The following is a 12,836-nucleotide window of genomic DNA, read 5'->3' on the forward strand; positions in this document are numbered from 1 at the left end:
CCCCCGGCGGGGGTGTGCCGCTCACGCGTGTGCGCGTCAGTCCTCGGCCGACGGCCCGGCGCTCCCGGCGCCCGGCCCCCGCGCCGGCTTCTTCAGGAAGCCCATGTCCTCGTACACCGGCGTCCGGAACCCGAACGCGCCGGTGTTGGCCAGGTTCTTGCGGGCGGCGGTGAGCTGGGGGCGCTGGTAGAGGGGGATGGAGCCGGCCGCCGCCCAGATGCGGGAGTCCGCCTTGCGGAGCAGGGCGCTGCGCTCGGAGTCGTCGAGCGTGATGACGGCCTGGTCGAAGAGCTGGTCGACCTGGTCGGTGCCGACGCGGGTGTAGTTCTGCTCCACGTTCAGGGAGCCGTCGGCGGCCGGGACCGGTTTGGCGTGGACGGGGCGGGCGTCGGTGGCGGGGTAGGCGGTCGCGGGCCAGGAGTACAGGGCGAGGTCGTACTCGCCGGACGCGATGTGGTCCTTGAAGTAGCTGGCGTCGTCGACCTTGGAGATCTTCGTGCCGATGCCGATCCGACCCAGCATCTTCGAGATCCGGCCGGCCACGGTGTGCAGCGTGTCCGAGCCCGGCCCCGAGGGCAGGACGAAGCGGAGGGTGAGCGCCTTGCCGTCCTTGGCGACGCGGGCGTTCCCGGCCCGGGCCGGGGCGGCGGTGCCCTCGGGGGCGTAGGCGCCTGGGGCACCGCCCTGCTTCAGCTGCCTGGTGCCGCTCCCGGAGTCCCGCGGGGCCTTGCCGTCGTCCCCGCCGTCCCTGCCGTCCCTGCCGTCCTGGCCGTCCCTGCCGTCCTGGCCGTCCCTGCCGTCCTGGCCGTCCCCGTTGCTCTCGTCGTCCTCTCCGACGATGTACGTGCCGTCGTCGCCGCCCTCGGACTCGCTCCCGGCGTCCCCCTCCGGGCCGGCCGCCTTCTCCCCCTCGTCCTTCTTCTCCTTCACCGGCCCGCCCGGCACCCAGCCGGCGTCCGCGAGCAGTGCCCGCGCCTCCTTGGCGTCCTGCTCGCCGAGGGCTCCGCTGCCGTCGGCGTAGGCGGCCTGGCCGAACAGCGCGAGGTGGCTGCCGAGGGGCTCGGCGGGCAGGCCCAGCGGCTTCAGGACGGCCCCGGCGATCTCCCGCCGGTCCAGCGCCCGGGCCACGGCACGGCGGACCCGCTCGTCGGCGAGGGGACCGTCGGCGCCGTTGAGGGCGAGCTGGGTGTGGGCGGGCTCCAGTGACGTGCGCACCTCGAAGCCGCCGAGGGCCTTCTGCCGGCGGGCGTACTTCGCCGCCTTTCTGCGCAGCTTCTGGCGGGCGGAGACCTCCTCGTCGGCGGCCTCCTCGTCGGAGCCGTTGGCGACGGCCCAGGAGCGCAGCGCGTCCGCGGCGGACCGGTCCGCGCCGGGGCCCATGAGAGGGCTGCTCCCGCTCCGCACAAGCGCGGCGGCGGTGATGCGGCGAGCGGCGGCCGGGTCGATCTCGGCCAGGTCGACGGTGCCGGCGCCGAGCGCGGAGATCCGCTTGTCGCGGGGCACGGCCCGCAGCACGATCCTGGAGAGCCTCGCCGGGTCGCCCCACCAGCGCGTGCTGCGGGCGAGGGTGACCTCGTCCTTCCCGGTGTCGACCTTCTGCACCGTGAAGGGCCCGGCGGTGACCTTCAGCTTCTTGCGGGCTCCGTCGTTGAAGGAGTCCGGGGTGCCCATGACCTCCTTCGGGTACAGCGGCGTGAACAGCGACTTCCAGTCGGCGTAGGGGCGGCTGAAGGTGACCTTGACCTCGAGGTCGTTCCCGCCCCGCTCGATCTTCTCGATGCGGTCGTAGCCGGCGTTGCGGGCGGTCCAGTAGGCGGTGTCCTTGCCGGACAGGGCGCGCCACTGGGCGGCGAAGTCGGCGGCGCCGATCTCTCGGCCGTCGCTCCAGACGGCCTGCTGGTTGAGCCGGTAGAGGACCACCTGTTTGGGCTCGGTGCCGATGACCTCGGCGGACTCCAGGTAGTCGGGGTTGCGCACCGGCCGGCCACGGCTGTCCATCCGGTACATCGACGGCAGGACGGCCTGGGCGATCCGGGTGGTGGTGGCGTCGGCGTCCGCCTGGAAGGCGTTCAGGGTGTCCGGGACGGTGTCCACGGCCCAGCGCAGGGTGCCCCCGTCGGCGATCCGGGCCCGGTCGGCGCGTGCGATGTCCGCTCCGGCGAGGGGCTTGCCCGCCGGGTCCTCGGAGCCGCATCCGGCCAGCGCGGGCACCGCGAGCAGGCCGGCGGTGAGGAAGGCGACCGAACGCGGAGCCGCGCGCGGGCCGACGCCGTCGTGGGACATCTCTGGGTACCTCCGGGAAGCCGCGGGCGTTACGATCACTTTTGGTGGTATTTGGAGCTCATCCGATGTATGCGGCCCACTGAAGAGGAAAGGGTTCGGCAACCCGGGGCGACACGGCGGCCACGGACGGCAAGCCCACCCGTGCGGCGCAAAGCACCGTCCGGTGCACCCGTACGCCTCGGCCAATCGATGCACATCCCTTCACAGCGCAAGGTGTGACGCGCAACACTCTCAGGCGCATGAACGTTGCCGCCTTGGGCCGGAAGAACCCGTGGAAGTGAGGTCACGTCATGTCCGTGCACGACGAACTGACATCCGTCCAGCGCTGTCTCGACGACCTGATCCGGTCGGTGGGGCGCCTGGAGAAGCAGCTGGGCAGCGGCGGCCTGGAGATGCGCCGCGTCCGCGTCGACACCGATCACCTGCGCGAGAGCGTCGCGCTGCTGCGGGAGACGGCCGCCACCACCGCGGCCCCGCAGAGACGGCCCGATCTCGTGACCATCTCCGACACGCCGTACGACCCCTCGCTGTGGGTGGACACGGACGACGAGGGTCTCGGCGCCCGCGACCGGCGCGCCCCCTGACCCCCGCCGATCGCGGCGCCCCCCGATCCCTACCGGAGTGGACAAGTGGCCACTGGCACGGAACCTCCCGCCACAGAACCCCGTCCCCGAAGCGGCGGCGTGAGATCCGCCGCGCGGGCCGCGATCGCCGCCCCGCACCTGCGGACCGACCGCTGGTGGCTGGCCCCGGCCGCCACCGCGGCCGGGCTGCTCGCCTTCGTCGTCTACTCGACCTGGCGGGCCTTCGCCAACGCCGACTACTACGCGGCGCCGTACGTCTCGCCGTTCTACTCGCCGTGCCTCGCGGAGAACTGCGCACCCATGAAGGCCGGGCCGAACTGGGAGATCTTCGGCAGCTGGTGGGGCATCTCACCGGCGATCATCATCCTGATCTTCCCGCTCGGCTTCCGGCTGACCTGCTACTACTACCGCAAGGCCTATTACCGGGGCTTCTGGGCGTCCCCGCCGGCCTGCGCGGTGGCCGAACCGCACGCCAAGTACACCGGGGAGACCCGCTTCCCGCTGATCCTGCAGAACGTCCACCGGTACTTCTTCTACGCGGCGATCCCGGTCGCCGGCATCCTGACCTACGACACCGTGCTCGCCTTCCGCGACGAGCACTACGCCTGGGGCCACATGGGGCTCGGCACCCTGGTGTTCCTGGTCAACATCGCGCTGATCTGGGCGTACACCCTCTCCTGCCACTCCTGCCGGCACATCGTCGGCGGGAAGCTGAAGCACTTCTCCAGGCATCCGGTGCGCTACCGGATGTGGCAGTGGGTGGGCCGGCTGAACGCCCGGCACATGCAGCTCGCCTGGGCGTCGCTGCTGAGCGTGGCGCTCGCCGACCTCTACGTGTACCTCGTCGCGTCCGGTGTCTTCGACGATCCGCGCTTCTTCTAGCTGGGGGCTTTGACTGATGTCCGTGGTCGACCGACAGGAGTGGGACGTCGTCGTGGTCGGGGCCGGCGGCGCCGGTCTGCGCGCCGCGATCGAGGCGCGCGAGCGGGGCGCCCGTACGGCCGTGATCTGCAAGTCGCTGTTCGGCAAGGCGCACACCGTGATGGCCGAGGGCGGCATCGCGGCGGCGATGGGCAACGCCAACGCCGGGGACGACTGGAAGGTCCACTTCCGCGACACCATGCGCGGCGGGAAGTTCCTCAACCAGTGGCGGATGGCCGAACTGCACGCCCAGGAGGCGCCGCAGCGGGTGTGGGAGCTGGAGACCTGGGGCGCGCTGTTCGACCGGACGAAGGACGGCCGGATCTCGCAGCGCAACTTCGGCGGCCACGAGTACCCGCGCCTCGCGCATGTGGGCGACCGTACGGGCCTTGAGCTGATCCGCACCCTCCAGCAGAAGATCGTCGCGCTCCAGCAGGAGGACTTCCGGGAGACCGGGGACTACGAGTCCCGGCTGAAGGTGTTCCAGGAGTGCACGGTCACCCGGGTGCTCAAGGAGGGGCCGAAGGCCTCGGGGGTCTTCGGCTACGAGCGGGAGTCCGGCCGTTTCTTCGTCCTCGAGGCGCCCGCCGTGGTGATCGCGACCGGCGGGATCGGCAAGTCGTTCAAGGTGACGTCGAACTCGTGGGAGTACACCGGTGACGGGCACGCGCTGGCGCTGCTGGCCGGGGCGCCGCTGCTGAACATGGAGTTCGTGCAGTTCCACCCCACCGGAATGGTCTGGCCGCCGTCGGTGAAGGGCATCCTCGTCACCGAGTCGGTGCGCGGGGACGGCGGGGTGCTGCGCAACTCCGAGGGCAAGCGGTTCATGTTCGACTACATCCCGGACGTCTTCAAGGAGAAGTACGCCGAGACCGAGGACGAGGGCGACCGCTGGTACGACGACCCGGACCACAACCGGCGCCCGCCCGAGCTGCTCCCCCGCGACGAGGTGGCCCGCGCGATCAACGCCGAGGTGAAGGCGGGCCGTGGCTCCCCGCACGGCGGGGTCTTCCTGGACGTGTCCACGCGGATGCCGGCCGACGTCGTCAAGCGGCGGCTGCCGTCGATGTACCACCAGTTCAAGGAGCTGGCGGACGTCGACATCACGGCGGAGGCGATGGAGGTCGGGCCGACCTGTCACTACGTGATGGGCGGCATCGCCGTCGACTCCGACTCGGCGGCGGCACGCGGGGTGCCGGGGCTGTTCGCGGCCGGTGAGGTGGCGGGCGGGATGCACGGCTCCAACCGGCTCGGCGGCAACTCCCTGTCCGACCTGCTGGTGTTCGGGCGCCGGGCGGGCTCGCACGCGGCCGAGTACGCGAGCGCCGCGGGGGCCGAGCGGCCCCGCGTGGACGACGTACAGGTCGACATGGCCGCCGCGGAGGCCCTGCGCCCGTTCTCCGCGGAGAGCGAGGAACCGGACGGGGGGCCGCCGGAGAACCCGTACACCCTGCACCAGGAGCTCCAGCAGACGATGAACGACCTGGTCGGCATCATCCGCCGCGAGCACGAGATGGAGCGGGCCCTGGAGAAGCTCGCCGAGCTGCGCCTGCGGGCCCGCCGGGCCGGGGTCGAGGGGCACCGGCAGTTCAACCCGGGCTGGCACCTCGCCCTGGACCTGAGGAACATGCTGCTGGTCAGCGAGTGCGTGGCCCGGGCGGCGCTGGAGCGCACCGAGTCGCGCGGCGGGCACACCCGCGAGGACCACTCCGGGATGGAGCGCGCCTGGCGCAACGTGAACCTGCTGTGTGCGCTCACCGACCCCACGGGCGGTCTCGCGGGCACCGACACGGCGCGCGGCCAGATCACCCTCACCCGTGAGAGAACCGAACCCATCCGCCCCGACCTGCTCGCCCTCTTCGAGAAGGAGGAGCTGGTCAAGTACCTCGCCGAAGAGGAGCTCTACGAGTGAGCAGCTACGAGGCCCGCTTCAAGGTGTGGCGGGGAGACGTCGAGGGCGGCGGCCTGGAGGACTTCGCGGTCGAGGTGAACGACGGCGAGGTGGTCCTCGACATCATCCACCGCCTCCAGGCCACCCAGGTCCCCGATCTCGCCGTGCGCTGGAACTGCAAGGCCGGCAAGTGCGGTTCGTGTTCGGCGGAGGTCAACGGGCGCCCCCGGCTGCTGTGCATGACCCGCATGTCGGTGTTCGCGCGGGACGAGACGATCACCGTGACGCCGCTGCGGGCCTTCCCGGTGATCCGCGACCTGGTGACGGACGTCGGCTTCAACTACGCCAAGGCCAGGGAGGTTCCGGCCTTCGTCCCGCCGGAGGGGGTCGGGCCGGGCGAGTACCGGATGATGCAGGAGGACGTGGACCGGTCGCAGGAGTTCCGCAAGTGCATCGAGTGCTTCCTGTGCCAGGACACCTGCCACGTGGTCCGCGACCACGAGGAGAACAAGCCGGCGTTCGCCGGGCCCCGCTTCCTGATGCGGGTCGCGGAGCTCGACATGCACCCGCTGGACGCGGCCGGGGAGACCGGCCTGGACCGCGGGCGCGCGGCCCAGGACGAACACGGCCTCGGCTACTGCAACATCACCAAGTGCTGTACGGAGGTCTGCCCCGAGGGGATCAGGATCACGGACAACGCGCTGATCCCGCTGAAGGAACGGGCGGTGGACCGCAAGTACGACCCGCTGGTGTGGCTGGGGTCGAAGATCGGGCGCCGGTCCTAGCGGACCCAGCCGTCCCGGTACTCCTCCCAGTTCGTCTCCGTCGCCGCGAAGTCGATGTACGGGGCGACGCCGAAGAGCTCGCGGTCGGCGTCCGTCCGGGAGAGGCCGAGGCGGACACCGCGGACGGCGGCGGCGACGGTCTCGGCGTGGCCCCAGTGACTGAAGTTGCTCTCGTAGTAGAAGGGCAGGCCCATCAGCAGGTGGGTGGTGGGCGGGGTGACCTCCAGGGCGAGGGAGGTCTGCTGGGCCACGTAGCCGCCGTAGGTGCTCTCCAGCGGCCGCGCGGTGTCGTACGACATCACGGCGATCTGGTCGACGCGCCGGGCCACCTGACCGAAGAACTCCTGGGACCACCACTTGGGGTGTTCGGCGAAGAGACCGGCGACGGAGTGGAGGCCCGGGAGCGGGTCGATCTGGTGGGCGGCCACCGACAGCCGGGCGTCCCGGGCACGCGTCACGGCGCGCAGGTCGTCCAGGAGGGAGAGGTAGTCCCGGTCGCCGGAGTGCAGGGGCTCCAGGTCGAGGTGGACGCCGTCGTAGCCGGTGTCCAGGACCTGGCCGGCGCTGCGGACGACTTCCGCGCGGGTGGCGGCGCGGTCCAGGTGCAGTCCGTCGGGGCCCCCGTTGGCGAGGACGTCTCCGAGGAAGGCCTGGACCCGGACGCCCGGCAGCTCGCGGTGCACGGCGTCGATCAGCCACCGGGCGCGCGGGTACGCCGACTTCGGCAGCGTCCCGTCGTGCTCCAGCGGGCCGGAGTGGACGTAGAGGTCACGGATCCCGGTGTCCTCGAGCCGGCGGGCGAGCGCGGTGACGTCGGCGTCCTTCTTGCGCCCGTCGACCCAGGCGTGCCCCAGCCACATGGCGTCCCGGTCGCGGGTGTACGTGCCGTCCGCCGGGTCTCCCATGTAATTGACGCGCAGGGCGGTCTCGGCGGCGAGGAGGGGGACGACCAGGAGGAGGGTGACCGCGAGGGCGGTGCGTCGGGCCCAGCGGACCCAGGGTCTGCGGCGTCTGCCCGCCTGCCCGTCGGGGACCGCGGAAGAGTCACCGCCGGCGCCCTCGGCCGGCTCCCGCCGGGGAGCCCCGTCGCTCGCCTCGTCCGGGGCGCTCGCTCCGGCCGGCTCCGGCGGAAGGGCCCCGCCGTCCGCGGCCGCCGGTTCCGTGTGCTCGGGCGCGGCGGCGGCCTCCCGCTTCGCTTCCGGGGACGGGTCGTCCGCCGCGCCCGCCGGTTCCTGCGGCTCCGTGCGTTCCATGCCGGCTCCCCTTCACTCGTCGGTTCCCGCAGGCGACCGCGTCGTTGATGTGGGAGGAAGGACGAGGGGAACAGGTGTTCCGGTTGCGATCATGCGACGGAGGGCGCCTGCCGTATGTGCCGGTGGCCGTCGAGGGGGAAGGCCGGCGGGGCGGCGGGGAGCAGGCCGGACAGCGCGAAACCGCTCTTCTCGGCGACCCGGCAGGAGGCCGTGTTGTCGACCTGGTGCAGCAGCTCCAGGCGGGTCAGACCCTCGTGGGCGAAGGTGGCGAAGGCCCAGTCGGCCAGGGCCGTCAGGGCGCGCGGGGCCACTCCCCTGCCCCGCGCGTGGGCGGCCGTCCAGTAGCCGACCTCGGCCGGGGCGGAGCCCACGGCCGGGCGTTTGAGGACGACGTTGCCGGCCGGCCGGGCGTCCGGCGCCCGCGTCTCCTCCACCGCGAACGCGAGGCGTTCGCCGGTCTCCCAGCCGCGCCGCTGCTCGGCCACCCAGCGCGCCGCGCTCGGCTCGTCGTGCACGGGCGCGCTCGCCCAGCGGCGCATCGCCTCGTCCCGGTACAGCTCGGCCAGGACGGCCGCGTCCTCGGGCGCCCAGGGGCGCAGCGTGAGGGGGCCTGCCGTCAGCCGCACCGGGGCGGTCGGGGTGGTGTGCACGGCGCGAGCGTACGCGCCGCGCCGACGGGCCGTCAGAACAGGCTCAGCAGTGCCTCCGCCGGGTCGGTGAGGGTGGTGTCGGCGCCGGGCAGGGGGAGTTCGAACCAGACCGTCTTGCCCCGGGGGGTGCGGCGGGAGCCCCAGGCAGCGCTGAGCAGGCCGACGAGCTGGAGGCCGCGGCCGCCCTCGTCGGTGTCGCGGGCGCGGCGGCGGCGGGGCTGGACGAGGCCGGAGTCCCAGACCTCGCAGACCAGGGTGCGGTCGAGGAGGAGCCGGAGTCTGATCTCGCCCTCGCCGTACCGCAGGGCGTTGGTGACCAGCTCGCTGACCAGGAGCTCCGTGGTGTCGACCAGGGGCTCCATGTCCCAGCTCAGCAGTTGGGCGCGGGCGTACTCACGGGCCCGGCCGACGCTGCGGGGCTCGCGGGGCAGGGTCCAGTCGCCGACGGACTCGGCGGGCAGCCCCTGGACACGGGCCATCAGCAGGGCGATGTCGTCCTCGCCGTGGTGGGTGTCGAGGGTGTTGAGGACGTGGTCGCAGACGTCCTCCAGGGGCGCGGCGGGGTCCCGCAGGGCGTTCACGAAGGCCTGGAGCCCTTCGTCGAGGGGGTGGTCGCGGCTTTCGACCAGTCCGTCCGTGTAGAGCGCGAGCAGGGCGCCCTCGGGCAGTTCGACCTCCACCTCCTCGAAGGGTTCACCGCCGACGCCGAGCGGCATTCCGGGCGGTACGTCCAGCATCAGCGCGGGCTCGCCGGGTTCGACCAGGACGGGCGGCAGATGGCCCGCGTTGGCGAAGGTGCAGCGCCTGGTCACCGAGTCGTAGACGGCGTAGACGCAGGTCGCCAGGTAGACCTCGGAGAGGTCGGCCTCGCGGGGGCGGCGGGCGGCACGGGTGGCCTGCTGGACGCCTCCGGGGGCGCCGAGACCGCGGGCGATCTCGTCCAACTGGGAGAGCACCTCGGCGGGTTCCAGGTCGAGCTGGGCCAGGGTCCGTACGGCGGTGCGCAGTTCGCCCATCGCGACGGCCGCGCGCAGACCGCGCCCCATGACGTCGCCGACGACCAGCGCGGTGCGGTGGCCGGGCAGTTCGATGACGTCGAACCAGTCGCCGCCGACCTCGCTGGGCCGTCCGGTGGCCACGTTGCCGGGCAGGTAGCGGCAGGCGATGTCGAGGCCCGAGGCCTCCGGGTCGCCCGGCGGGAGCAGCGAGCGCTGCAGTATCAACGCGCGTTCGTGCTCGCGCCGGTAGAGGCGGGCGTTGTCGATGCAGACGGCGGCACGGGCGGCCAGCTCGACCGCGAGGTCGCGGTCGCGGTCGCCGAACGGCTCGCTGCCCTTGGTGCGGGCGAACTGGACGAGGCCCACCACCGTGTCGTGGGCGACCATCGGCACGGCGAGCGTGGACTGCACCAGGCCTCCGTCCTCGCCGGGGACCTTCTGCGGTCGGGCGGTGCGCAGGGCGTCCGCGCAGGGCGAGTTGAACGGGTAGTGGTGGACGGCGCCCAGCTTCACCGGTTCCCCGGTGACGCTGAACGGCGCGTCGGACACGGCGCTGGCGAAGGCGACGCGGCGTACCTCCGCGCTGCCGTCGGCGAGGCCCGGCGGGGTCTCGTCGCCGGCCAGCAGCCCCTGGTACAGATCGACGGTGGCCAGGTCGCAGAAGCCGGGGACGACGACGTCGAGGAGTTCCCGCGCGGTGGTCTCCAGGTCGAGGGAGTTGCCGATGCGGGCACCCGCCTCGTTGAGGAGGGCGAGATTGCGCCGCGCGGCGGCGGCCTCCCGGGCGGCGGCGCGGCGGTCGGTGATGTCGGTTCCGAGCCAGGAGATGCCGATGGGCCGGCCGCTGCCGCTGTGCACGCGGTAGAGGTTGACGGACCAGTGGCAGCGCTCGTCGGAGCCCGGCACGAAGCCCGTCACGTGCATGTCCGTGATGGAGTCGCCGGTCTCCAGCACCCGGCGCAGGGTCGCGGCGACCCGCTCGGCCTCGCCGCGCGGCAGATAGTCGTGCACGCCCTTGCCGCGGTGGTCGTCGGGGGTGCCGCCGAAGACGGACGCGAACCGCTGATTGGCGCGGCGTACCCGCAGATCGGGGTCGATCAGCAGGAAGCCGAACGGAGATTGGCCGAATATGGCCTGCGAGGCGGCGAGGTCGGTCTCGATGCGGCGCAGGGTACGGACGTCGACGACGATGCAGACGGCGGCCTTCTCCCCCTCCTCGGTCCGCGTCGGCATGACGTAGACCTCGGCGAGGCCCTCCCGGTCGCGCTCGTCCGCCACCAGATGGTCCGGGAGCCGGAAGGGCACCACTCCGGTCCACTCGCGGCCGTCGAGGATCTCGGCCATCTTGCGCTGGCCGCGCTCCCGCCGGACGGGCTCGATGAACACCTCGATGGGGTCCATGCCGACGGCGCGCCCGGCGGTGATGCCGAAGATCTGCTCGGCGCGCAGGCTCCACTGGTCGACCAGCCCGTCCGGGCCGATGGAGAAGGAGGCGACCTTGATGTAGTCGTACATGGAGCCGGGCGGACTGCTCTGCCACATCGCGTCGCCGAACGGAGCGTCGCCGGAGAAGAGGCCGTCGACGGCCCCTCTCCTCGCGCCGCCCGACGGGTCCTCGGACTCCGTGGCCTTCGCTGGTATCTCGCTCACGCGAACCGTCCCCTCCAGCTCACCGCGTCCGGCACCGGTCACCGGGGGCGGCTGCCCGCAGTATCCAGCACTACGGTGCCGCACAACACGGTGTTCACGATCACAGCACGGTCCCGATGCTTTTCGGTCCGCGCCGTGAGAACACTTCCAGTCTTCTAACCAGCGGACACGTGGTCGAACCCCCCTCTTCGACAACCTCCACGGTCCCGAACCGGTCACTCGACGGAAGTGGCGGGCGCGTACACCCTGAACGGGCGTGCGATCCCTCATCTCGGCACCGCGAGTTCGAACCACACGGTCTTGCCGGGGGCAGCCGGCCGGGTGCCCCAGCGGCGGGAGGCGGAGGCCAGCAGCTGCAGCCCGCGTCCGCCCTCGTCCTCGGGCCGGGCGGCGCGTTCGTGCGGGGGCTCGGGGAGGGGGTCGGAGACCTCCACCAGGAGGACACCGCCGTGGTCCGTGGGGCGTGTCAGGCGTACACCGATGGGGCCGGTGGCGTACCGCAGGGCGTTGGTGACCAGTTCGCTGACCAGCAGGGCCGCGAGGTCGCCGACGCTGTCGAGGTTCCAGAGGCGCAGTTGGTCACGGACGGCGCGGCGGGCGGCGCGCACGGTGCCCGGGTACGCGGAGAAGGTCCACGAGGCGTGGTCGCCGTCGGTGTCGATCACGCGGATCACTTCCCCGCCGAGTGAGTCCACCCATGTCGGTTTTCATGGGGTTAATGGGCCCATACCCGATATCCCGGACGGAGTACCGCGCTCGACGGCGCATCGTGGCACGAGCGGCGCGGGAAGGCGCCCACGCACCGTCACTCCTGCCCCCACACGCCGGGGCCACGCCTCACCCGCCCTCGCGGAGACCGAGGTGAGCGAGGGTGTCACGGACCGCGGGCACGTCGTGGTCGAGCCAGTCGACGTCCCAGATCCGGTCGGTGGTGAGCCAGCGCAGCTCGTCGTGGTCCTCGAGGGGCCGGGGGGCGGCGGATCCGGGGCGCAGGCGCGCGGTCCACACCCGCATCACGTACGGCGTCCGCAGCGGCCACTCCCCCGGGACGCGCTCCACCGCCTCGGCGTCGACGCCGAGTTCCTCACGCAACTCCCGCACGACGGCCGCCTCAGGGGCCTCCCCCGGTTCGACCTTGCCGCCGGGCAGCTCCCAGCGCCCGGCCAGTTCGGCGGGTGCGCTCCGGCGGGCGGCGAGCAGCCGCCCCTCGTGCCACAGGGCCGCACCGACCACCACGATCCACTCACTCACGCGCCGGAGCCTACGGGAGGGGCGGCGGGGGCCCGCCGGCGGTGCGGGTCAGTCGGCGGACGTTCCGTTCTGGCCGATCCGCTCGACCCAGTAGAGCCGCTTGTGTCCGCGCCCGTCGAGGCTGTCCGCTATCCTCTCGGCCTCGGCGCGGGTCGCGTACCTGCCCACCCGGTAGCGATTGCCGTTGTCGTCCTGACGCACGACGAGCCAGGGAAGAGTCACCGTCCCGTCGTTCATCGCTCCCCTCCACTTCCCGTCCGCGGCCGGTGCCGCGCCCCGCCCGATAAGGAAACCCCAGTCCGCATATGCCCGAGCCTACGCCTTACCTTCACTGAGCGAATACGCCTTTTCACAAAGAGGCACGCAACCAGCCAGAACGCAGGGGGCGCACGGTGGTGGATGCGCCGTGCGGGAAGGCCGACGCGTCCGGTCAGCGGCATGACGCCCGGTGCGCCGCGCTCCGGGGGCGACCTGGGAGAACGGCCAGATTGCTACGGCACGGGGGCGGCGGCGCCACGGGGGACGCGCCGGAGCGGAGGCGGGCCGGGGGCGTGGAGGGGCGCGCGGCGG

11 protein-coding genes are annotated in these 12,836 nt (G+C 72.6%); 4 read left to right on the forward strand and 7 right to left on the reverse strand.

The genetic code is table 11. The features are described from left to right. Positions 1-36 precede the first annotated feature (36 nt). On the reverse strand, positions 37-2,283 hold the full coding sequence (locus ACFXAE_RS32105) for an ABC transporter family substrate-binding protein (protein WP_384721823.1): 2,247 nt from the start codon (positions 2,281-2,283) through the stop codon (positions 37-39). Positions 2,284-2,573: 290 nt separating this feature from the next. Here ACFXAE_RS32105 and ACFXAE_RS32110 point away from each other — a divergent pair, with 290 nt between their 5' ends. Genes ACFXAE_RS32110 through ACFXAE_RS32125 form a run of 4 tightly spaced genes read left to right on the forward strand, consistent with a single transcriptional unit; the run spans position 2,574 to position 6,464 of the window. Beyond that, positions 2,574-2,867, forward strand: a complete 294-nt coding sequence (locus ACFXAE_RS32110) for a hypothetical protein (RefSeq protein WP_384721826.1) — start codon at positions 2,574-2,576, stop codon at positions 2,865-2,867. 45 nt (positions 2,868-2,912) lie between these two features. Beyond that, positions 2,913-3,749, forward strand: coding sequence for a hypothetical protein (locus tag ACFXAE_RS32115; protein ID WP_384721829.1), 837 nt, complete (start codon positions 2,913-2,915; stop codon positions 3,747-3,749). Positions 3,750-3,765: 16 nt separating this feature from the next. Then, entirely contained in the window at positions 3,766-5,700 is a 1,935-nt protein-coding gene (locus ACFXAE_RS32120; RefSeq protein ID WP_384721832.1) for a fumarate reductase/succinate dehydrogenase flavoprotein subunit, read from the forward strand. Next, complete coding sequence (locus tag ACFXAE_RS32125) at positions 5,697-6,464, forward strand: succinate dehydrogenase/fumarate reductase iron-sulfur subunit (RefSeq protein ID WP_384721835.1); 768 nt, start codon at positions 5,697-5,699, stop codon at positions 6,462-6,464. Before ACFXAE_RS32120 ends, ACFXAE_RS32125 begins: the two co-directional genes overlap by 4 nt. Here ACFXAE_RS32125 and ACFXAE_RS32130 read toward each other — a convergent pair. The 6 genes from ACFXAE_RS32130 to ACFXAE_RS32155 all read right to left on the reverse strand — a co-directional run bounded on the left by ACFXAE_RS32130 (position 6,461) and on the right by ACFXAE_RS32155 (position 12,503). Then, positions 6,461-7,717 carry a hypothetical protein gene (locus ACFXAE_RS32130; protein WP_384721838.1) on the reverse strand — a complete coding sequence of 419 codons (1,257 nt, stop codon included), beginning with the start codon at positions 7,715-7,717 and terminating at the stop codon, positions 6,461-6,463. The genes ACFXAE_RS32125 and ACFXAE_RS32130 overlap by 4 nt on opposite strands. 89 nt (positions 7,718-7,806) lie before the next feature. Continuing rightward, positions 7,807-8,367, reverse strand: coding sequence for a GNAT family N-acetyltransferase (locus ACFXAE_RS32135; RefSeq protein WP_384721841.1), 561 nt, complete (start codon positions 8,365-8,367; stop codon positions 7,807-7,809). A 32-nt stretch (positions 8,368-8,399) separates the two neighbouring features. Beyond that, positions 8,400-11,015, reverse strand: a complete 2,616-nt coding sequence (locus ACFXAE_RS32140) for a SpoIIE family protein phosphatase (RefSeq protein ID WP_384721844.1) — start codon at positions 11,013-11,015, stop codon at positions 8,400-8,402. Between the two features lie 266 nt (positions 11,016-11,281). Continuing rightward, on the reverse strand, positions 11,282-11,710 hold the full coding sequence (locus tag ACFXAE_RS32145; RefSeq protein WP_384721847.1) for an ATP-binding protein: 429 nt from the start codon (positions 11,708-11,710) through the stop codon (positions 11,282-11,284). Positions 11,711-11,852: 142 nt separating this feature from the next. Next, complete coding sequence (locus ACFXAE_RS32150; protein WP_384721850.1) at positions 11,853-12,266, reverse strand: (deoxy)nucleoside triphosphate pyrophosphohydrolase; 414 nt, start codon at positions 12,264-12,266, stop codon at positions 11,853-11,855. Positions 12,267-12,314: 48 nt separating this feature from the next. Further along, positions 12,315-12,503, reverse strand: a complete 189-nt coding sequence (locus tag ACFXAE_RS32155) for an SPOR domain-containing protein (protein WP_384721853.1) — start codon at positions 12,501-12,503, stop codon at positions 12,315-12,317. Positions 12,504-12,836 lie beyond the last annotated feature (333 nt).

The organism is Streptomyces sp. NPDC059454 (assembly GCF_042749965.1).
Lineage (GTDB): Bacteria > Actinomycetota > Actinomycetes > Streptomycetales > Streptomycetaceae > Streptomyces.

Excerpts from the sequence above, each read along its gene's own strand:
- ACFXAE_RS32130 (WP_384721838.1), bottom strand. The coding sequence starts at position 7,717 with ATGGAACGCACGGAGCCGCAGGAACCGGCGGGCGCGGCGGACGACCCG.
- ACFXAE_RS32155 (WP_384721853.1), bottom strand. The coding sequence starts at position 12,503 with ATGAACGACGGGACGGTGACTCTTCCCTGGCTCGTCGTGCGTCAGGAC.
- ACFXAE_RS32110 (WP_384721826.1), top strand. The coding sequence starts at position 2,574 with ATGTCCGTGCACGACGAACTGACATCCGTCCAGCGCTGTCTCGACGAC.
- ACFXAE_RS32105 (WP_384721823.1), bottom strand. The coding sequence starts at position 2,283 with ATGTCCCACGACGGCGTCGGCCCGCGCGCGGCTCCGCGTTCGGTCGCC.
- ACFXAE_RS32120 (WP_384721832.1), top strand. The coding sequence starts at position 3,766 with ATGTCCGTGGTCGACCGACAGGAGTGGGACGTCGTCGTGGTCGGGGCC.